22 protein-coding genes are annotated in these 20,029 nt (G+C 67.6%); 11 read left to right on the top strand and 11 right to left on the bottom strand.

All coding sequences use genetic code 11. From position 1 onward, the window contains the following. Window positions 1-263: 263 nt before the first annotated feature. Window positions 264-3,185 (bottom strand): isoleucine--tRNA ligase, encoded by a 2,922-nt coding sequence (gene ileS, locus O5O43_RS07910; RefSeq protein ID WP_271083340.1) that lies wholly within the window; start codon window positions 3,183-3,185, stop codon window positions 264-266. Between the two features lie 282 nt (window positions 3,186-3,467). On the opposite strand from ileS, the gene O5O43_RS07905 reads away from it, so the two are divergent. From O5O43_RS07905 to O5O43_RS07895, 3 genes are read left to right on the top strand one after another with little or no spacing between them, the layout of a single operon-like run. After that, on the top strand, window positions 3,468-4,019 hold the full coding sequence (locus O5O43_RS07905) for a DUF3828 domain-containing protein (RefSeq protein ID WP_271086353.1): 552 nt from the start codon (window positions 3,468-3,470) through the stop codon (window positions 4,017-4,019). Then, window positions 4,016-4,591, top strand: coding sequence for a DUF3828 domain-containing protein (locus tag O5O43_RS07900; protein ID WP_271086352.1), 576 nt, complete (start codon window positions 4,016-4,018; stop codon window positions 4,589-4,591). Before O5O43_RS07905 ends, O5O43_RS07900 begins: the two co-directional genes overlap by 4 nt. 14 nt (window positions 4,592-4,605) lie before the next feature. After that, complete coding sequence (locus O5O43_RS07895) at window positions 4,606-5,166, top strand: DUF3828 domain-containing protein (RefSeq protein WP_271086351.1); 561 nt, start codon at window positions 4,606-4,608, stop codon at window positions 5,164-5,166. 4 nt (window positions 5,167-5,170) lie between these two features. On the opposite strand, the gene O5O43_RS07890 is transcribed toward O5O43_RS07895, so the two are convergent. From O5O43_RS07890 to O5O43_RS07875, 4 genes are read right to left on the bottom strand one after another with little or no spacing between them, the layout of a single operon-like run. Continuing rightward, window positions 5,171-6,106, bottom strand: coding sequence for a bifunctional riboflavin kinase/FAD synthetase (locus O5O43_RS07890; RefSeq protein ID WP_271086350.1), 936 nt, complete (start codon window positions 6,104-6,106; stop codon window positions 5,171-5,173). Between the two features lie 14 nt (window positions 6,107-6,120). Continuing rightward, a complete protein-coding gene (locus O5O43_RS07885) occupies window positions 6,121-6,576 on the bottom strand; it encodes a MaoC family dehydratase (protein ID WP_271086349.1) in 456 nt (151 codons plus the stop codon). Window positions 6,577-6,614: 38 nt separating this feature from the next. Then, a complete protein-coding gene (locus O5O43_RS07880) occupies window positions 6,615-7,484 on the bottom strand; it encodes a TIGR01459 family HAD-type hydrolase (protein ID WP_271086348.1) in 870 nt (289 codons plus the stop codon). 32 nt (window positions 7,485-7,516) lie between these two features. After that, a complete protein-coding gene (locus tag O5O43_RS07875; RefSeq protein ID WP_271086347.1) occupies window positions 7,517-8,620 on the bottom strand; it encodes a DUF2855 family protein in 1,104 nt (367 codons plus the stop codon). Window positions 8,621-8,747: 127 nt separating this feature from the next. Here O5O43_RS07875 and lspA point away from each other — a divergent pair, with 127 nt between their 5' ends. The 4 genes from lspA (at window position 8,748) to O5O43_RS07855 (ending at window position 11,096) form a co-directional block, all read left to right on the top strand. Continuing rightward, window positions 8,748-9,254 carry a signal peptidase II gene (gene lspA, locus O5O43_RS07870; RefSeq protein ID WP_271086346.1) on the top strand — a complete coding sequence of 169 codons (507 nt, stop codon included), beginning with the start codon at window positions 8,748-8,750 and terminating at the stop codon, window positions 9,252-9,254. A gap of 72 nt (window positions 9,255-9,326) precedes the next feature. Beyond that, a complete protein-coding gene (locus tag O5O43_RS07865; protein ID WP_271086345.1) occupies window positions 9,327-9,908 on the top strand; it encodes a DUF3035 domain-containing protein in 582 nt (193 codons plus the stop codon). Between the two features lie 113 nt (window positions 9,909-10,021). Then, on the top strand, window positions 10,022-10,468 hold the full coding sequence (locus O5O43_RS07860; protein WP_271086344.1) for a PaaI family thioesterase: 447 nt from the start codon (window positions 10,022-10,024) through the stop codon (window positions 10,466-10,468). Between the two features lie 85 nt (window positions 10,469-10,553). After that, the gene (locus O5O43_RS07855) at window positions 10,554-11,096 is read left to right on the top strand and encodes a hypothetical protein (RefSeq protein WP_271086343.1); all 543 of its coding nucleotides are present in this window, start codon (window positions 10,554-10,556) and stop codon (window positions 11,094-11,096) included. Between the two features lie 12 nt (window positions 11,097-11,108). Here the strand turns inward: O5O43_RS07855 and O5O43_RS07850 are convergent, their stop codons facing one another. After that, window positions 11,109-12,383: an EAL domain-containing protein gene (locus O5O43_RS07850; protein WP_271086342.1), complete on the bottom strand. Its 1,275-nt coding sequence runs from the start codon at window positions 12,381-12,383 to the stop codon at window positions 11,109-11,111. 109 nt (window positions 12,384-12,492) lie between these two features. Between O5O43_RS07850 and O5O43_RS07845 the strand changes: the two genes are divergently transcribed. Both O5O43_RS07845 and O5O43_RS07840 read left to right on the top strand, forming a co-directional pair. Then, window positions 12,493-13,263: an SDR family oxidoreductase gene (locus O5O43_RS07845; RefSeq protein ID WP_271086341.1), complete on the top strand. Its 771-nt coding sequence runs from the start codon at window positions 12,493-12,495 to the stop codon at window positions 13,261-13,263. Next, entirely contained in the window at window positions 13,253-14,182 is a 930-nt protein-coding gene (locus O5O43_RS07840; RefSeq protein WP_271086340.1) for a lipid A biosynthesis acyltransferase, read from the top strand. Before O5O43_RS07845 ends, O5O43_RS07840 begins: the two co-directional genes overlap by 11 nt. A gap of 139 nt (window positions 14,183-14,321) precedes the next feature. Here the strand turns inward: O5O43_RS07840 and O5O43_RS07835 are convergent, their stop codons facing one another. The 4 genes from O5O43_RS07835 to xseA all read right to left on the bottom strand — a co-directional run bounded on the left by O5O43_RS07835 (window position 14,322) and on the right by xseA (window position 17,644). Beyond that, window positions 14,322-14,852: a response regulator gene (locus O5O43_RS07835; protein ID WP_271086339.1), complete on the bottom strand. Its 531-nt coding sequence runs from the start codon at window positions 14,850-14,852 to the stop codon at window positions 14,322-14,324. A gap of 102 nt (window positions 14,853-14,954) precedes the next feature. Further along, window positions 14,955-15,803 carry a M23 family metallopeptidase gene (locus O5O43_RS07830; RefSeq protein ID WP_271086338.1) on the bottom strand — a complete coding sequence of 283 codons (849 nt, stop codon included), beginning with the start codon at window positions 15,801-15,803 and terminating at the stop codon, window positions 14,955-14,957. Further along, window positions 15,800-15,994: a DUF2093 domain-containing protein gene (locus O5O43_RS07825; RefSeq protein WP_271086337.1), complete on the bottom strand. Its 195-nt coding sequence runs from the start codon at window positions 15,992-15,994 to the stop codon at window positions 15,800-15,802. Before O5O43_RS07825 ends, O5O43_RS07830 begins: the two co-directional genes overlap by 4 nt. 57 nt (window positions 15,995-16,051) lie before the next feature. Beyond that, window positions 16,052-17,644: an exodeoxyribonuclease VII large subunit gene (xseA, locus tag O5O43_RS07820; protein ID WP_271086336.1), complete on the bottom strand. Its 1,593-nt coding sequence runs from the start codon at window positions 17,642-17,644 to the stop codon at window positions 16,052-16,054. Window positions 17,645-17,709: 65 nt separating this feature from the next. Here xseA and O5O43_RS07815 point away from each other — a divergent pair, with 65 nt between their 5' ends. Further along, window positions 17,710-17,868 carry a hypothetical protein gene (locus O5O43_RS07815; protein ID WP_271086335.1) on the top strand — a complete coding sequence of 53 codons (159 nt, stop codon included), beginning with the start codon at window positions 17,710-17,712 and terminating at the stop codon, window positions 17,866-17,868. Window positions 17,869-17,969: 101 nt separating this feature from the next. Next, window positions 17,970-19,247, top strand: a complete 1,278-nt coding sequence (purD, locus tag O5O43_RS07810; protein ID WP_271086410.1) for a phosphoribosylamine--glycine ligase — start codon at window positions 17,970-17,972, stop codon at window positions 19,245-19,247. Window positions 19,248-19,252: 5 nt separating this feature from the next. On the opposite strand, the gene O5O43_RS07805 is transcribed toward purD, so the two are convergent. Continuing rightward, the gene (locus O5O43_RS07805; protein WP_271086334.1) at window positions 19,253-19,909 is read right to left on the bottom strand and encodes a murein L,D-transpeptidase catalytic domain-containing protein; all 657 of its coding nucleotides are present in this window, start codon (window positions 19,907-19,909) and stop codon (window positions 19,253-19,255) included. Between the last annotated feature and the right edge of the window lie 120 nt (window positions 19,910-20,029).

Raw genomic sequence — 20,029 nt, 5'->3', positions numbered from 1 at the left:
CTGGAATAAAGCTACAAACTACGGCCGGGCGTTGAATTCGCAGGGCGAATTCGGATGTCCGTTGATGGGTGTCCGTCTTTGAACCCTCTCCCAGCGGGAGAGGGCTTGAGGCTCGCAGAGCGTAGCGATGCGTCTTCGGCCGAAAGGGTGAGGGGTTACGGTGCGCACCGGCTCCCACCGTAACCCCTCACCCTTCGCGCGACCCTGATCGCCCTCGCGGGCTCTCAGGCGCTCAAGCTCTCTCCCTCTGGGAGAGGGTGAGGTTAGTGCGTCGCGTCCCAGTGCCTGACGGCATCGGCGTCGCGGGCGGAGAGGCCGGGGTATTGGGCATCAGAACCCACATCCGGCACGCGCCGCCAAGAGCGGGCGCACTTGGGATAGTCGGCGAGGTTGACCGCGACCGTGATGGCGTCGCCGCCCTCGGCCAGTTCGGCGCCCGAGGTGCGGAACACCTCCGCCGCGTCGAGGCCGTCGAAGGCCGCGAAAGATCCCGCGGGGCCGGTGACGGTCGGCCAGGCGTCCAACGCTCCGCCGATGGTCTTTTCGCGACGGGCGGCTTCGAGGGCGTCGTTGACGACTTCCAGAACCGACTGAACCGAAGCCCACCGCGCGGCCTCTTCCGCGTTCCGCCATTGATCTGGCGTCTGCGGTATCACGCGGCCGCAGTTGGTGTCGCCCTCGGGGTAGAGGGTCGTCCAGGCCTCTTCCATGGTGAAGGGCGTCAGCGGGGCCAGCCAGGCGGTCAGGCGGACGAAGACCTCGTGCATCACCGTGCGGGCGGCACGACGACGGATGGCGTCGGGGCGGTCGCAGTAGAGGCTGTCCTTGCGGATGTCGAAATAGAGCGCCGAGAGGTCGTTGGAGCAGAACTCCAGCACCGGGCGGACGACGTCCTGGAAGCGGTAGCCTTGGTAGGCCGAGCGGACCTGACCATCCAGTTCGTGCAGGCGATGGAGGATGAACTTCTCCAGCGGCGGCATGTCGGCGTAGGCGACGCGTTCGGCCTCGTCGAAGTCCGAGAGGGCGCCCAGCAGATAGCGGACAGTGTTCCGCAGCTTACGGTAGGCGTCGACCGTGGTCTGGAGGATCTGTTTGCCGATCCGCTGGTCGTCCGAATAGTCGACCAGGGCGACCCACAGACGCAGGATGTCGGCCCCGCTCTCCTTGATGATGGTCAGGGGGTCGGTCGTGTTGCCCCTGGACTTCGACATCTTCTCCCCGTTCTCGTCCAGGGTGAAGCCGTGGGTCAGCACCGCCTTGAACGGGGCGCGGCCGCGCGTGCCGCAGCCTTCCAGCAGGGACGACTGGAACCAGCCGCGATGCTGGTCGGAGCCTTCCAGATAAAGGTCGGCGGGCCAGTGGGCAGGGTGATCGCCCGTATAGCCATGCTCGGGCGTGCGCGGGTCCAGGGTGAAGGCGTGGGTCGAACCCGAGTCAAACCAGACGTCGACGATGTCCTCGACCTTCTCGAACCGGGCCGGATCGTGGGCGCCCAGGAAGTCGGCGTCGGACGCGGTGAACCAGGCGTCGGCGCCGCCCTGCGAGACCGCTGCGACGATGCGGGCGTCGACCTCCGGGTCGTTCAGCGGCTGGCCCGTGTGTTTGTCGACGTACATGGCGAGCGGCGTGCCCCAGGCGCGCTGGCGGCTGATCAACCAGTCGGGGCGACCCTCGACCATCGAGCGGATGCGGTTCTTGCCCGCCGCCGGATGGAACGCGGTGTCGTCGATGGCCTTCAGCGCCGTCTCGCGCAGGGTGTCGCCGGACTTCAGCGGCTGATCCATGCGGATGAACCACTGGGGCGTGTTGCGGAAGATGACGGGGGCCTTGGAGCGCCAGGAGTGGGGGTAGGAATGCTCCAGCCGGCCGCGCGCAAGCAGGTTTCCGGCCTCGATCAGCTTTTCCATCACCGCGCCGTTGGCAGGGCCGAACTTGCCGGTCTTCTTGCCCTCGGTCTCGAGGACCTTGAGGCCCGCGAACAGGGGCACGGAGGGGTAGTAGGCGCCGTCGGGGTCGACGGTGTCGGGCACTTCGTGATGACCGTGGGCCTTCCAGACCTCGAAGTCGTCGGCGCCGTGGCCGGGGGCGGTGTGGACGAAGCCCGTACCCGCGTCGTCGGTGACATGGTCGCCCGAGAGCAGGGGAACGGAGAAGCCGTAGCCGGGGTCGAGCGCCGCCAGCGGGTGAGCGCATTCGAGGCCGGACGGATTGATGTCGTAGACGCGGGTCCAGGCAGCGATCTTCGCGGCCTTGAAGACCTCTTCCGCCAGCTTGTCGGCGACGATCAGCCGGTCGCCGGGCGCGGCCCAAGGCTCGAACTCCAGCCCGGTCTCCATGGCCGTCACCTCGTACAGGCCATAGGCGATCTCGGGGCCGTAGCTGATCGCCCGGTTGGCCGGGATCGTCCAGGGCGTGGTGGTCCAGATGACGATCGACGGCGTCGCCGAGCGGAAGGCCAGCAAATCATCCGGATGGTCGTCCGAGGCGCCCGTGACCGGGAATTTCACCCAGATCGTGGGCGAGACGTGGTCGTGGTACTCGATCTCGGCGTCGGCCAGGGCCGTACGCTCGACCGGCGACCACATGACGGGTTTGGAACCGCGATAGAGCTGGCCCGTGTTCTTGAACTTGTGGAACTCGGCGACGATCGTCGCCTCGGACGTGAAGTCCATGGTGGCGTAGCGGTTGTCCCAGTCGCCGACGATGCCCAGGCGTTTGAACTGGCCGGTCTGGGTGTCGATGTATTTGCCGGCATAGGCGCGGCAGGCGGCGCGGAATTCGGCCTTGGAGACCTCGTCCTTGCGGCGGCCCTTGGCGCGGAACTCCTCTTCGATCTTCCACTCGATCGGCAGGCCGTGGCAGTCGTAGCCGGGCACGAAGTCGACGTCGTAGCCGAGCAGAAAGCGCGACCGGACCACGAAGTCTTTCAGCGTCTTGTTCAGGGCGTGGCCGATGTGGATGTCGCCGTTGGCGTAGGGCGGGCCGTCGTGGAGGACGTACAACGGCGCCTTTTCGGCCTGACGCCGGGCGCGCAGCTTGCCGTAGAGGTCGCCCCACTGCTCGAGGATCAGCGGCTCCTTCTGGGGCAGGCCGCCGCGCATCGGGAAGGGGGTCTCGGGCAGGAAGACCGTGTCGCGATAGTCGCGCGAGGTCGGGGAATCGGGAGTTTGGGCGTCGTCGGCCATGGTGGTCTCGGCAATCCTAAGAGTGATCGTTCGCGTCTTCGGCATCGAACCCGGCGTGCGCGGGGGAACCCCCTGCGGCGCTACGCCGGGCGGCTAATCGAAATCGGGCGCGGAAGGACGCGAACAGTCATCGTGGACGGGGTCTAGCAGAGGCGGCGTGGCGGGCGCCACCCGCTTGATCAGGAACTGTGGCTGGCGTGTCGCGCGGGACGGTCGCAACGTGCGCGGGCTGGGAAAAACGGCGGCATGCGCTACCGTCATCGGCAAACGGGAGGATGGGCTATGCGGATCAGGATGACCGGGCTGGCTTGGGCGGTGCTTGCGGCGGGGTCACTGGCGGGGTGTGACGCCAAGCCGGCGGAGAGTGCGGCCCCGCCTGCGGCGACCGCGACAACGGCAGCGCAGGCGGAGGGGGCCGAGGCCTTCGTGCGCGCTCTCTATGCCAACTACCACGACGATCCGAACGTGCAGTCCGGGATGATCGGCGGCGAGTGGTCGGCGCGAACGCAGGCGCTGTGGGATGCGAATTATGAGGCGGCCGAGGGCGTCGGCTATCTGGGCTTCGACCCCGTCTGCAATTGTCAGGACTGGCTAAAGCTGCACATCACGGCCCTGACGGTGACCCCGACGGGCACCGACAGCGCCGATGCGGCGGTGACCTTCGTCAACGGCGAGCCGCCCGTGACGGTCAGCCAGACGCTGAAACTGGTGCGCGAGGGCGGGCATTGGGCCATCGACGACATCGTCTGGGGACCGGGAGCGACCATGTACGGCCAGCCAAACATGGTCGAGGGGCTGATCGCCTCGACCGCAGAGCTGAAGGCTGGCGGATGACGATGAAGGTGTGGATGCTGGGCGCGGCCGTACTGGCGCTGGCGGCCTGTTCGCAGCCCGAGGACAAGGCCGGGGCGCCGGCGACGGCGGCCGAGGCTCCGGCGACGGGACAGACGCCGGAGGCCTTCGTGCGGTCGCTGTATCTGACGGAGCAGGGCGGCACCGCCGTCCGCAACGAGGACCCGGACGCGCCCGAGGTTGAAGTCCCTTCGATGTGGTCCGCGCGCACGAGGGCGCTGATCGCCGAGACCGAGGCGCTGGGCGAGCCCGGCGAATACGCCTATTTCGAATCCGACCCCATCTGCGACTGTCAGGACGACGGCGGCATGCGATTGACCCGCGTCACGCCGGGGGCGGTCTCCGCCGATCGGGCGGACGTGACGGTGGTGATGACCTGGACCATGGCCGAGCCGGTCGAGACGCGGACCCAGACCTACAAGCTGGTCAAGGAGGACGGGGACTGGAAGATCGACGACATCGTGCGCGACCAGACGGTCGAGTTCCCGCAACAGCCGCTGGCCCAGTCGATGACCGCCTGGATCGCCGAAGCCCGGGCCGCGAAAGCCCAATGAACTGGAGACCGACAATGCGCAGTCTGATGATGGTTTCGGCCGCCCTGGTGCTGGCGGCCTGTTCGCAGGGGAAGGAGGCGAAAGAGCCCGCCTCGGCCTCCGCTTCCGCCACGGCGGGGGCGACGGCGCCGACCGGGCCCGTGTCGCGGGATCAGGTCTATGCGGCGGCGGGCGAGGGGCCGGAGGCCTTCGTGCGGATGATCTACGCCCAGTATGTTGGTGGCGGCGTGCAGGGTGAAAACCCGCCGCCGGGGCAGGACCCGATGTTCTCGCGCACCATGAACGCCCTGATCGGTGCGGACGTCCGGGCAGCCAACGGCGAGGTCCCGACCCTGAACTACGACCCCTTCTGCGCCTGCCAGGACCAGGCCGACTTCGTGGTGCGGTCGACCGCCGTGGCCCAGGCGGACCCCAATGCCGCGGAAGCCAATGTCGCTTTCACCAACATGGGCGAGCAGAAGACCTTGAAGCTGAAGCTGGTCCGCGAGGGGCCGAATTGGAAGGTCGACGACATCATCGACGGCACGACCTCGCTTCACGACACCTTGATGGCGGTGGCCGAGGCGGCGGGCTGACCCGTCAGGCGGCCAGGATCGCCCTTGCCGCCGCCGCATCGGCGTCGATCTGGACCTTGAGGGCGTCGAGGCCGTCGAAACTCATTTCGCCGCGCAGCAGGGCGACCAGTTCGGTTGCGATGGTCTGGCCGTAGAGGTCCTCGGCGAAGTCGAACAGCCAGACCTCCAAAAGGGGCTGGGCGATCTCGAACATGGGACGGACGCCCAGGTTGGCGACGCCGTCGATGACGCGGCCGTCGGGCAGGCGGGTGCGGGTGGCATAGACCCCGTAGGCTGGGCGCATGTAGTCGCCGAGGCGGACATTGGCGGTCGGGACGCCAATGGTGCGGCCGCGCTTGTCGCCGTGGACGACCTCGCCCTCGATGGCGAAGGGCCGGCCCAGGATGGCGGCGGCGCGGGCCATGTCGCCGGCGTTCAGGGCCTCGCGCACGGCGCTTGAGGAAAGTTTCAGGCCGCCAGCGTCGTCGACGCGAGGGGTGACGACCACAGAGAAGCCCAACTCGCGGCCGACGCGGGCGAGCGCTTCGGGCGAGCCGGTGCGGCCCTTGCCGTAGGTGAAGTCAAATCCGACCGAGGCGTGGGTGAGGCCCAGGCCGCCTGACAGGACTTCGACCGCGAAGGCCTCATCCGACATGGCGGCCATATCGGCGTCAAAGGCCAGGAGGTAGAGGCGATCGACGCCGAGCGGCTCAAGGGCGTGGGCCATCTGGGCGGGGCTCATCAGGCGGAAAGGGGCGGCGTCGGGCTGGAACCAGCGGCGCGGGTGCGGGTCGAAGCTGACGACGGCGAGGGGGGCGTTCAGACGGTCGGCGGCCGACTTAGCAGAGGCGATAACGGCCTGGTGCCCGCGATGGACGCCATCGAAGGCGCCCAAGGCGGCCGCCGCGCCCCGCTGGGAGGCGGGCAGGTCGCGCCAATGGCGGATGATGTCGATTGCCAAGGCGAAGGCCTCGATCAGTCCTTGGCGGGACGGCGGCGGCGGGGGACGCGCACGGTCGCCTCGCCCTCCATGATCATCTCGTCGTTCACATAGCCTTCGGTGCGCAGGACGACGCGGGCGGATTCGGGATCGACGGAGGCGACGGTGATCTGAGCGCGCACGACGTCGCCGATGCGGACCGGCTTATGGAAGGCGAGCGACTGCGACAGGTAGATGGCGCCGGCGCCCGGCAGGATCGTGCCGACCACGGCCGAGCCGAAGCTGGCCGAAAGCAGGCCGTGGGCGATCCGGCCGCGATAGGCGGTCTTGGACGCAAAGGCCTCGTCCATATGGACGGGATTGAAGTCGTCGGAGGCTTCGGCGAACTGCTGGATCCGGTCCTCGGTGATGGTCACGTCCTTGACGGCCACCATGCCGGGCGAGAGTTCTTCGAGGATATAGCCGCCCGAGGGGTGAGGTCCGGTGTTCATGGGGCGGTGTTAGACGCGCTTCGCCGATTTGGCGAGAACTACCATTTCAGGTCCAGGGCCGCGTAGCGGGCGTAGGCGGTCTCGGGCGCCAGGAGGGCGGCGGCGCGAAGCGGATCGATTGCGCCGTCGTCGCCACGTGCGGCGTCGCCGTGGATGCCCTGGGCGATAAACAGGCAGTCAAGCGCCTGCTGGTTGGCGCCGAGGACGTCGGTGATCACCCCGTCGCCGATGCAGAGAACGCGGGAGCGGTCGACGGGACGACCCATCAACTTTTCCGCCTCGGCGAGCGAGAGGGCGTAGATCGGGGCATAGGGCTTGCCGGCCATGGTCACGCGGCCGCCGAGAGATTCGTAGAGGTCGGCCAAGGCGCCGCCGCAGTAGATGATCGTGTCGCCGCGCTGAACGATGCGGTCCGGGTTGGCGCAGATCAGCTCCAGTTCGCGCTCGGCGGCCTGCGACAGCTGTTCGAAATAGTGCTGGGGCGTCTCGGTTTCGTCGTCGATCATGCCGGTGACGGACAGGAAGGCGGCGTCGGCGACCTTATCCACCCGGTCGAGATTGAGACCCTCATAGAGGATGTCATCGCGGGCCGGCCCGATGATCAGGGCCGGGCCGGGGGCGCGACGGGCCAGCTCCATCCGGGTCGCGTCGCCCGAAGTGACGAAGGCCTTCCAGCTCGAGCGCGGGACGCCGAGACCGTCCAGCTGGGCCACCACGTCGTGCGAGGGGCGCGGAGAGTTGGAGATCAGAACGACGTGGCCGCCCTGCTCGTTGAACTTCGTCAGGGCGTCGCACGCCTCGGGCCAGCTCTCGCGGCCGTTGTGGATCACGCCCCAGACATCGCACAGCAGGACGTCGTAGTCGTCGGCGACGGTGGAGAGACGAGGCAGGGCGTGGGGCAAGGTCATGCGCTGCATATGGCCCGGCTGCTGCTTGAGGGCTAGCGGGAGATCACTCCGATCGCGCCTTCCGCCGGGTCGGACACGCCGTCGGCCAGGTCGCGGACCACATCGGCGATGGCGGCGAACCCGTGGTGCTCGACGATGCGGATCCAGGGCGAGGCCGGGTCGACGACACGCTCGAAGAAGGCTTTCTGATCCGACAGGAAGCGGTCGTAGAAGGCGTGCAGAGTCCCACGCTCGCGGTGCTGGTCCAGGCAGGTGGCGGCGAAGAAGAAGACGGGTTTCGGCCCGACCAGTTCGGGATCGTTTTCGGTGAATGCGTCGCTCTGCGTGGAGCCGACCAGACAATCGTATCTCAGGGCGTCGCCGAGACGAACGTGGATGCGGCGGCGCAGTTCGCGGTCGCCGGCGAGGTCGAGGTAGAGTGTCGGTCGGTCGTTCGGCAGGGCCTCCACCTGTTCATAGCCGTGGACGGCGTCGTAAACGCCCAGACCCTCGACGAAGGGGCGGTTGCGGGCGCCGGTCAGGGCGATGACCTCGACGTCGTCGTTCGCCAGACAGTGGGCGGAGCCGTAGGCGGTCTTCGAAGACGCGCTGGAGACCACGACCCGCTTGGCGCCGAAAAAGCCGGCGTCGCGCAGGAAATCGACGGCCGTGTAGGAGGTGATGAACAGGGGGCGAAACAGGGCCTCGGGGTTCTCCAGCGCCTTGTCGTAGTTGCGGTCGGCCGCGCACAGGACGTAGCGATTGTAGATATCGGGCACGGCCTTTCGCCAGGGCGAAGCGTCGGCGAAACCGCCCCGGCTGATCTTCTCGGCCTGGACCAGAAGCGTGTCGGCCATTGGGAAGTAGCCGAAGACGCGGGCCCCGACCTCGACGCTCTCAGCGCGAGAGGCGGCGACGTCGGCGAAACCCCACACGGGCATCATACCCCAGGCGGGATCGCCGGTCGGGAAGACCTTCCAGTAGCCGATGGCGTCGCCATAGGCGGCGTAGGTGATATTGTTGGTTGTCAGGGAAAACCGGTCCAGCGCCAGAAGAACCTCGCCCTCGGCCAGGTCGGACGGCGCGGGATCGGGCCCGACCCGGGTCTCGCGCAGCGAGGATTTCAGCGTCATCAGGCGGTGGTCGACGTCGGACATCACGTATCTCCCTGCGGGTTCTTTTGCATAACCCTAACCTCGAACGGAGTTGACGTAGGAGAAGGCTCGGGCGGTCGCGACGACAGCGACGTTGGCGTGGACGATTTCGCCTGCTAACCGAACCCGCATGAAAATTCCTCGTATCGCCTGGGCGGCCTACGGATTCGCCCTCGTCGTCATCGTCCTGGATCAACTGACCAAATACTGGATGCTGGAAGGCCTGAGCCTGCGCGAGGTCGGCCGCGTGTTCATTGCGCCGCCGATCCTGAACTTCTCCTACGTCGAGAACACGGGAGTCAGCTTCGGCCTGTTCGGAGGCGGCGCGGCGCGGTGGGCGCTGAGTTTCTTCTCGATCCTGGTGGCGGGCGCCCTGGCGTGGTGGGCGACGAAGGCTGAGCGTCGCACCCTGGTCTCGGCCATCGGTCTGGTGATCGGCGGAGCGATCGGCAACGCCATCGACCGCATCCAGTACGGCTACGTCGTGGACTTCATCGATTTCTCGGGCACGGGGGTTTTTCCCTGGGTCTTCAACGTCGCAGACAGCGCGATCACCATCGGCGTCCTGCTGCTGATTCTCGACAGCGTGATGTCGGAGCGGAAGCATGCCGTTGGCGCGGCCCCCGAAAAGGCGTAATCACCCGCTCTTTCCCTTGCCTGAACACTCGTCTGACCTGGGCGCACGATCGCGCCGGAGCCGAACCGACCCATGCGAACCGCCCCCCACCTGACGTCACGTATCCTGACCGTTTCCGCCATCGCCGTTTCGGCCGTCGCGCTTACCGCCTGCGGTGGCCTGCGCCAGTCCATCGGCCTGACCAAGGTCGTGCCGGACGAGTTCCTGACCGTGTCCTCCGCCCCGCTGACCGTGCCGCCGGAGTACGGTCTGCGTCCGCCGGCTCCCGGCCAGCCGCGCCCGCAGGAACTGGCTCCGGAAAGCGCCGCGCGTCAGATCCTGTTGGGTCAGCGTCAAGCCATCACCCGCACGCCGGGCGAACAGGCGCTGGTCCTCGCCGCCGGCGCCGACCGCGCCGATCCGCTGGCTCGTTATGTCATCGACGACGAGTTCGGCGACCTGGCGCACAAGGAAGAAAGCTTCGCCAACCGCATCCTGTTCTGGCGTCGTGACGACGCGGCTTCGCAAGCCCCCACCCAAACCCAGACCGCTCAGGGCGCGGTGACCATCGACGCCGCCAGCGAGAATGCGCGCCTGCAGGCCCTCACCGGGACGCAGAGCTCCATCGTGATCGCGCCGCGTCGCTCAAGCGGGTTCAAGCTGCCGGGTCTCTAAGCTCCACAACGACGCGGGGATTTCGAGGGGTGCGTCTGTGAAGGCGCGCCCCTTTTGCTTGCCTGCAGAAAGACAGTCCTTATTGTAGACGGACCTCTCCCGGAATCGTCGCCATGACCGATCTTCGCTCGCTCGCCCATCTCTCGGGTATCGAACAGCTAAAACTGGGCTTCCAGAACGGCAATGCCGCGCCGATCGCGGAGACGCTCGGCTTCCGGCTCACGCATGTGGAGGAGGGACTGGTGCGGTTCGAGAGCACGCCGACGCATGCGGTCTACAACCCTATCGGCACCGTCCACGGCGGCTATATCGCAACCCTGCTCGATTCGGCCTGCGGCTGTGTCGTCCACTCGATGCTGAAACCGGGGCAGGTCTATACCTCGCTCGAGCTCAAGACGGTCTTCCATCGCGCCCTGACCGAGGGCACGCCGGTGATCACCGAGGGCCGGATCGTGCAGAGCGGTCGGCGGGCGGCGTTCGCCGAGGCCGAGATGAGGGGCGTGGACGGCAAGCTCTATGCGACGGCGACTTCCACCTGCTTGGTGATGGACGTCGGCTGACGTTTCCCGTCAGGGATGAACGGTTTGGCAATCACGGCGTGAGAAAAGCATCGCCATGGGACATCGCGCCGACGCTTCTCCGATCGTGAAACTGGCCGCGCCCGCCGTCATCGCGGCGGCCGCCGCCTGCGTCCTTGGCGCGCCATCAAGCGCCGCGGCCCAGATCCAGATTTCGCAGACGCCCGCGGTCGCGCCCGCGCTCGGGACGATGGTCCGCGGCACTACCGCGACCAGTTTCACCGTCAGCACCGCCGGATCTGTCACCAAGACCTCGGGCAACGGCATCCGCATTTCCAGCGCCGGTGTGACGCCGCCGACCGTCACCATTTCGTGCGGCTTTCTCAATCTGAATGGGCTGTGCGCCGTGCGCCAGGTCCGAGTGACGATCCAGCCCGTGCCCAGCAGCGACGCGCAGATCACCAAATTCTATGTCGGCTCGGTCACCGGCAACATCCTGATGGCCACCGGCTCCATGCCGGCGCCGGCGTCCAGCATGACCTTCGATTTGAAACCCCTCGGGCTGCTCGGGACCGGCAGCTTCACCTTGGGCATGGATGTTTTCACCGCCGCTGGGCTGGCGAGCGGGACCTACAACTTCGCCTATACGGTCACGGCCAGCTTCATCTGACCGATGCGGGCGTCAGGCGTAGCGCCTGCGCTTCTCGGCCGAAATCAGTGTGGAGCGGACGAAGTCGGCGGGCGGGTCGGTCTCCGCCAGCACCGCTTCCTTGATGGCGCGCGGTTCTCCGAAGAGGTGGCCCTGACCCATGGCGACGTCCAGCTCGAGAATATCGACGATCTGACGTTCCGATTCGCATTTCTCGGCGATGACCTCGATGCCGTAGCGTCGGGTCAGCTGAGCGAAGTCGGCGGCCTGGATGTCGCGCAGGGATGGAATCGGCGATCCGCCGTCCAGGTCCAGAAGCTGTTCGATCAGCAGGTCGGCGGCGACCTTGATGAAGCGGACGTCCGAGCGCTGCAGGTCGTTGAAGTCGAGATCGAGGGTCTGGACCTTGTCGATCGAGAAGCGGAAGCCGAGGTCGGCCAGTTTGGCCATGTTGCGCGCCTCGACCGCGCCGCGCGCGTCGAAGGTCGCCTGACCCAGCTCGAAGATGAGGGCCTGGTTCAGGTCGCGGTTTTCGGAGAGGAACTCGAGGAACTGCGGGAAGAAGGTCTCGTCGCCCAGCGAGGACAGGGCGACGTTGCAGAAGACCCCGACCTTCCTGTCCTGACGCGCCAGACGGCGCACGATCTGGGCGCAGCGGAACAGCAGAAGGTTGTCGATGGCCGGGACCAAGCCCTCGCTCTCGGCGGCGGACAGGTATTCGGCCGGCATCATGACCCGGTCGGTCTGGTCGCGAAGGCGGGTGAAGCTTTCATAGAAGACGGTCCGGCGCTGGGGCAGAGTCACGACCGGCTGCAGGTAGAGGTCGACGCGGTTCTCCGACAGGGCGTCGTGAACGGTCTTAAGGAGCAGATTGGACTGCTGGTAGCGGCGGGCCTCGGCGCTGTCGGGGGCGACCATGGGCGCGACCTTCAGGCGCTCGTCGATCGACAGGCTCATCTGCTGGATCAAGTCCTCCAGCATGCGGACCTCGCCGGTCAGTTCGTCGGTGCGCGACAGGGCGCCGGCCTCGATGGCGGAGGCGAGGTCGCCGAGCGCGGTCTGGGTCTGCTCCATGGCGTCAGCCAGAAGGCGGTGCGCCTCACGCACCTGGCCGATCTCGGCGCGCAGGGCCTTCCTCTCGCCGATGCCGGTGAAGATGGCGTGGACCGCCGTCAGGACCCCGAGGACGCCAAACGTCGCGGCGACGCCCGGGCCGATGCCGAGGCCCGCGCGCCACAGGAAGGCGCCGACCGTCATCGCGAGGAAGACGTAGCCGAAGAACAGAAAACCGTTGGTCAGTGCGCGCATGGGAACGGCTATGTCCGTCTTCCCGGATGGAATCGGCCGAGTATCGGGGTATCAGGACGAAACGGCTAGGGCGCGGCCGATGAATCCGCGCCGAAATCAGGGGATACGCATGGAATTGTTCGATCTGACCGGCAAGGTCGCCATCATCACCGGCTCGTCCAAGGGCATCGGCAAGGCGATCGCCGAGCGAATGGCCGAGCACGGCGCGAAAGTCGTCATCTCCTCGCGCAAGGCCGGGCCCTGCGAAGAGGTCGCCAACGAGATCAATGCGAAGTTCGGCGAGGGCCGGGCGATGGCCATTCCGGCGAACATCGCGTCCAAGGAAGACCTGCAGCGGCTGGTCGACGAGACCAACGCCGCCTGGGGCCAGATCGACATCCTGGTCTGCAACGCGGCGTCCAACCCCTACGCCGGGCCGATGGCGGGGATCGCCGACGAGCAGTTCGAGAAGATCTTCCACAACAACGTCCTGGCCAATCACTGGCTGACCCAGATGGTGTCGCCGCAGATGATCGCGCGGAAGGACGGGGCGATCGTCATCATTTCGTCCATCGGCGGCCTGCGCGGCAACGCCCTGATCGGCGCGTACAATGTGTCGAAGGCGGCTGACATGCAGCTGGCGCGGAACCTGGCCGTCGAGTGGGGGCCGTCGAACGTACGGGTCAACTGCATCGCCCCCGGCCTCATCCAGACCGACTTCGCCCGCTACCTGTGGGAGAACGAAGAGGTGCTGAAGGTCACGGTCGAGCCGAACCCGATGAAGCGCATCGGCCAGCCGGACGAGATCGCGGGCACGGCCGTCTATCTGTGCTCGAAAGCCGGGTCTTATGTGAACGGCCAGACTCTGGTGGTGGACGGCGGGCTCACGATTGCCTGGTGACGACCGCAAGGTCAGCCTGCGCCAGGACCTGATCTGGCGGCTGGAGGCGGCGGCGTTCGCCGGCTTCATCGGTCTGATGCGTCTGATCGGGCTGGAGGCGGCGTCGAACTTCGGCGGCTGGGTTCTGAGGACGCTGGGGCCGCTGGTGGGCACCCACAAGGTCGTCATGCGGAACCTGCGGATCGCCTTCCCCGAGATGAGCGAGGACGACCGCCGGCGGCTGGCTGTCGCGCAGTGGGAGCAGACCGGGCGGACCTTCGCCGAGACCGCGATCATGGACCGGTTGACCCCGGCGTCCGGACGGATCGACATCGTCGGGGCCGAGCGGCTCGAAGCGATCCGGGCGTTCGGCAGGCCGGTCGTCTTCGTCTCAGGCCACATGGCCAACATCGAGACCATGGCGGCCGTGCTCGTCGCCTCGGGCATCCCGGTGCAGGTGACCTACCGCGCGGCCAACAACCCCTATGTCGACGCCCAGATCATCGCGGCGCGGGCCCGCTATGGCGTGAAGCTGTTCGCCCCCAAGGGCGGGGACGGGGCGCGTGAACTGCTGGCGGGAATGGCGCGAGGCGAGAGCGTCGCCCTGATGAACGATCAGAAGTTTTCCGAGGGCCCGGAGGTCGTATTTTTCGGCCAGCCGGTGAACGCGGCCCCGGGGCCCAGCCGGCTGGCGCTCAGGTTCGGGACAGTGCTGCAGCCGATGTCGGTGGTGCGGCTGCCCGGCGTGCGGTTCCGGGTGACGGCACATGAGCCGATCGAGCTTCAGAACACGGGCGACCGCGCCGGAGACATCGCGCGGGGCGTGCAGGCGGTCACCACCTTCGTCGAGGAGCGGGTGCGGGAGCATCCGGTCGACTGGTTCTGGGTTCACAAACGCTGGCCGGACAAGGTGTACAGCGCTCTGTCGCGGGAGTCGTGACGCGCCCGCGCGGTTTTACCTGCAGGACTGCCAGATAACCGATGCGGGCGTCAGCGGTGCGCGCCGCGCCAACCTACGCAATCGGAAAGAAGTGCGGTCTCGGACGACTGGCCGATAGATGGCAAGCGTTGACGCGGCGTTAGACCTCGGTGGCGTTGCTGGTTCCGCCCACGGCTTCCGGCGTGTCGGTCAAGCGACGGCGCGGCCCCTTGTAGCTAAGCGCCATCGCGGTTCGGCGGCGGTCCGGACCGAAATAGTCGTCGGTCTTTACGAACGGGCGGGGGCGCAGGATCACGGCCTGGATGCGGTCGAACACGGCCTTGGCGGTGATCGGCTTGACCACGAATTCGGTGACTCCCGCGTCGCGCGCCTCGACCACGCGGTGCTTCTCCGAATGGCCGGTCATCATGATGATCGGCAGATAGGGGTTGGCGCTGTCTGGGCTGTTGCGGACTAAGCGGGTAAATTCGACCCCATCGAGCGGGAACATGTTGAAATCGACGATGGCCAGATCAACGGCGTGATCGCGCAGGGCCTCAAGCGCCATGGCGCCGTCCGACACTTCGCGGATGTTGCGGATGCCGGCGGACTGGAGAATGGCGGACGTGATGGCTCGCATGTGCTGATTGTCGTCGACCAGCAGGATGTTGAGCGATTGAAGGGCGGACATAGAGTTTGAAAGGCCGAGCTCCGCCCCCAAGGCGGTCAAGCCGTCAATGCTAGGACCAAAGCCCCGAGAGGTCCACGCACAAGCAAAGCGTGGCCGTAAGAACTAGGCGTTTTCCGGAGCGGACTGGCCGACAAGCAACGACGGGTCGCAGTTGCGGTCGCGCCACTTCATGCGCCAGCACAGGTGGGGCCCAGTGGCGCGGCCGCTCATGCCGACGCGTCCGATAACGTCGCCGCGCGCGACCCGCTGGCCGGGCAGAACAGCGATTCGCGACTGATGAAGATAGGCGCTGATCAACCCCTGGCCGTGGTCGATCAGCGTCAGACCGCCCTCGAAATGCATGCCGGACCGGGCGAGGGTCACGACACCGTTGGCCGGGGCGCGGATCGGCGTGCCGGCGGGCGCGGCTAGATCAATACCATAGTGAGGCCGGGCCGGCGTGCCGTTGAGGACGCGCTGCGAGCCCCACAGGCTGGTGACGCGATAACTGTCGAGCGGCCAGGTGAAGCCGGAGCGAAAGTCGTCGGCGTCAGTGCGGCTGGCGAAGCCCTCGGTCTTGAGCGCGATCTCCTGCTGGATCCGGGCGATCAGGACCGGATCGGTGGGCTCGACTGTCGACTGGGGCAGGCCGTTGATGCGGGTGGAGGGGAAGGTCCCTCGGGCGACGGCCAGGGTGCGGCGGGCGATCTGGCCCCGGCTGCGCACTTCGAGTTGGACAGAGGGTGGGGCCTCTCGGTCGAGCCCGACCACGAAAAGGCCGGCGGCCGAGGCCGTGGTCAGGGCTTCGCCGTCGACGAAGACCATGGCGCGCGGCCCGGCGCGGCCCATGATGAAGCCGCCTTGGACGAAGCGGCCGTTGAGGGTCAGGCCGTCGTTCGACTGGGCGAGGGCGGAACCGGTCAGCGAGGCGGCGCCGGCGCCCAGGATCAGGCGGCGCCGGGAGCGGTTCACTGATCGACCATCCGCGAGAGGGCTTCCGTCGGGCCGAAATAGGGCTCCTGATGCTCGACGGACCAGTAGCGGAGGATTTCCAGCGGGATGGGTTTGCCGGAGACGGCGCACAGGACGAACGGGCCAGGCTTAAGCACGGCGAACTCGCCGTCGCCGTAATGGAGGGTCGCGGGGGAGGGAGCGGAGGTCATGGCGTTGAGGATAGCGCCTCGTCTCTTCTCTGTCGCGTCGCGATGGGGAGGAGACATTCAGAAGAGATCGCCCTGTCCCTCCGGCGCCGCCCTAGGTTTGGCGACCGGCCTGGGCCGCACGGGCGCCTCGCCCTCGATGCGTGCGCCCTTCGAGCCATCGGGGAAGACCAGGGTCACTGCCTGTCCCGGCGCCAGAGCGGCGGCGGACGACACCATGGCGCCGGACTCGTCGTCGATGCGGGCGAAGCCGGGCTTGGGCCGCTTCGGGTCGAGGGTGGCCAACGCGCGGGCGAGGGCGGCAAGGCGGGTCTCCGCGCGTTCCAACGACTGGGGGATCGGGCGGGACAGGCGGGCGTCGATTCCCTCCAGCCGGGATGCGCGCTGGTCGAGACGGCGGTGGATCGGGTCCAGCGAAAGGCGACCGGCGACCCTCAGCAGGCGACGCTCGTGCACCGCCGCGTTCGCGGCCAGCGCCGCCATGAGGCGGGCGGACTGGCCTTCGAGGCGAGCTGTGCGCTGTTCGAGGGCGCGGTCCAGCAGAGCGGGTGAGAAGCTGCCGCTCGCCGTGACGAGCCGGCGGTGATGCAGTTCGGTGTTGCGGTTCAGGCCCGAGGCGAGGCGGCTGGAGGCATGGTCGAGCCGCTGCTGGGCGAGGGCGACCAGTTCCTCTGGTCGGGCGGGCAGGCCCCGCGCGACGGAGCGCAGGCGGACGCGACGGTCCTCCAGCAGGCGAGCCCCCGCGCGGTCCAGACGCCGCTCCAGATCGGTGACGAAGGCGCGCAGGTCGGCCAGCACCGGCGTGGCCAGTTCTGCGGCGCCGGTCGGGGTGGGGGCGCGGCGGTCCGAGACGAAGTCGATCAGGGTGGTGTCGGTCTCGTGCCCCACGGCCGAGATGATCGGGATGGAGGCCGCCGCGACGGTGCGGGCCAGACCCTCGTCGTTGAAGCACCAGAGGTCCTCGACGGATCCGCCGCCGCGCGCCACGATCAGGAGCTCGGGACGGGGGATGGGACCATCGGATCGCATGGCGTCGAAGCCGCGAATCGCGTTTCCGACCTGACCGCAGGCGGCGTCGCCCTGGACCACCACCGGCCAGACGATGACGCGGCAGGGCCAGCGTTCGGCGATCCGATGCAGGATGTCGCGGATCACCGCGCCGGTCGGGCTGGTGATGACCCCGATCGTGCGGGGGTAGAAGGGGATCGGTTTCTTGCGCGCCGGCTCGAACAGGCCCTCGCCGTTCAACTTGACCTTCAGCCGTTCGAGTTGGGCGAGCAGCGCGCCGGCGCCGGCCGCCTCCATCGATTCGATCACGATCTGGTACGACGAGCGGGCCGGATAGGAGGTTATCTTACCGGTGACGATGACTTCCAGGCCCGTCTCCGGCTGGACGCCGAGGCCGCGGACTGATCCCTTCCAAACCACGCCGTCGATGGCGGACTTGTCGTCCTTCAGCGTCAGATAGATGTGGCCGGATGCGTGGCGATTGACCTTCGACACCTCGCCCCGCAGGCGGACATGGCCAAATCGGTCCTCAAGCGTGCGCTTCAGGGCGAACGAGAGCTCCGAGATCGACAGGGGCGGGTTGTTGTCACGGGCCGGAGCGGGTTCGGCGTCGGCAGGGCCTGCGAAAACGTAGTCGTCGGTCATGGGGCGACTGTAGCGGCGCCGAAGGGGTGCGGAAACCGCCGCATTCTGCCTATATAAGCTGCACCATGGCCGAAGACCGCATCCCGCCTCGCGACGAAGAAGACCCTCGCGAGCGCGACCTGTCGCGACGCAGCGGAAACGCCCCGCTGGCGCCTTGGGTCATCCTGGGGCTGATCTGCATGCTCGGCGTCGTCGTCTATCTGGTTTCCGGCGTGCTTGGCTGACCCTCGTCGGATCGGCGATGAAAGCCCGGTGAGGTTTTCGCAACGACGTTGCGCTTACGCGAGTGCTTGACCCTGTCGCCATCCACGGCCATTCCGCGCGCATGGATATCCTGCTGGTCGGATCGGGAGGGCGCGAACACGCCCTGGCCTGGAAAATGCGGCAATCGCCGTTAGTCGATCGGCTGTTCTGCGCACCCGGAAATCCCGGCATCGCCAAGGTCGCGGAGTGCGTGCCCGACGTGAAGGCCGACGACGCCGAGGGACTGGCCCGGCTGGCGCGGGAACTGAAGGTCGGCCTTGTCGTCGTAGGCCCAGAGATCGCTCTGGGGGCAGGCCTGGCGGATCTGCTGAACGCGGCCGGCATCCCCTGCTTCGGTCCCAGCGCCAAGGCGGCGCAGCTGGAGACCTCAAAGGCCTTCTCGAAGGCCTTCCTGGAGCGGAATGAAATCCCGACCGCCCACTACGGCGTCTACGACCGGGTCAAGGACGCCAAGGAGGCCCTGTCGGTCTTCAAGCCGCCCTATGTGATCAAGGCGGACGGTCTGGCCGCCGGCAAGGGGGTGGCGATCAGCCCCGACCGCCGCGACGCCGAGGCCGAGATCGAGCGAATGCTGGGCGGTCGGTTCGGCTCGGCCGGGTCGCGGGTCGTGATCGAGGAGTTCATGGAGGGCGAAGAGGGCTCCCTGTTCGCCCTATGCGACGGCAAGCGCGCCGTCCTGTTCGGCGGGGCGCAGGACCACAAACGGGCTTTCGACGGCGATCTAGGGCCCAATACGGGCGGCATGGGCGCCTATTCGCCCGCGCCGGTGTTCGATCAGGAACTGGTGCTGCAGGCCGACCGTCGCATCGTCCAGCCGACCCTGAAGGCCATGGCGGGGGAAGGCGCGCCCTATCGCGGCGTGCTCTACGCCGGGCTCATGGCGACGGCGGACGGCCCGAAGGTGGTGGAGTTCAACGCCCGCTTCGGCGATCCGGAATGCCAGGTCCTGATGATGCGGATGGCGGGGGACATCGTGCCCTATTTGCTGGCCTGCGCGCGTGGGGACGTGTCGCGCCTGCCGGAGCCGGAGTTCAAGCCGCAGACGGTGATCTGCGTGGTCATGGCGGCCAAGGGCTATCCCGACAGCCCGCTGACCGGCTCGATCATCCGGGGCGCGGATCAGGATTTCGGCCCCCACGTGCAGGTCTTCCACGCCGGCACGGACCGTCGCGAGGACGGGGCCCTGGTCGCGACCGGCGGTCGGGTTCTGAGCGTCTGCGCCGAGGGCGACGACATCGCCGAAGCGCGCGAGCGGGCCTATGCGGCGGTCCGCAAGATCGACTGGCCTGGAGGCTTCAACCGCACCGACATCGGCTGGCGCGCGCTGGAGCGGGAATAGGCGCCTTACGCGGAGGCGAACAGCAGGCGGCCCTCGCCCATGCGCTCGCGCAGCATCGGCAGATCGGTGTGGGCGGTGGAGAAGCAGCCGTAGCTGCGGCCCAGCTTTCCTTCGCGAGCCAGGAACTCCGGGTCGGCATAGTCGGCGCCGTGGACGATGATGGCCCGGTCGCGGGCCATGTTGTTGGAGTATTCCAGCCCATCGAGCAGGACGTTTGGCCCCTGTTGCGCGCCCCAGCCGGCGCCCGCGGTGGCGTAGGCGCCGACCGACGACATGTAGCTTTCCGGGGTGTTGGAGAACTGGCGGGCGAAGCCCGAGTGCTGGGGATCCGATCCGCGGCCGTGGCAGGTGCGGAAGGCCTGAACCCGGCCGCCGATCAGATCGACTTCGTAAAGGCGAGCATCGCCCGAGAATTTTTGGAAATCGACCAGATACATTCGATCACGCAGGGTGATGCGGTGGCTGTGCACGTCCAGGGCCGCCATGGCGCGGCTCATGAGTTCCGGACGGACCAGGCGCTGGGGATCCAGCGGCGGGGGCGCGATCTGGGGGATGCGCGGCAGGGGCGGGGGCGGCGGCGCGGCCGCCAGCACGATCGGCGTCTCGACGGCGGCCGGTGCGGTGGCGCAGCCGGCGAGCATCGCCGAACCACCCAGAATCATGCCCCGTCTCGATAGCCGCATGCGACGCCCTTCGTAGCGGTTTAAGCCGAAGCCATGGCTTGTTTCACAAACACGTCGTCGGGTTCAACCGGAGCCTTGGCCGAAATCCGCCGAGGCGTA

The organism is Brevundimonas sp. NIBR11, from assembly GCF_027912535.1.
Taxonomy (GTDB): domain Bacteria; phylum Pseudomonadota; class Alphaproteobacteria; order Caulobacterales; family Caulobacteraceae; genus Brevundimonas.
Note: the sequence above shows the minus strand (reverse complement) of the source record. Positions and strands in the feature narration are given on the sequence as shown.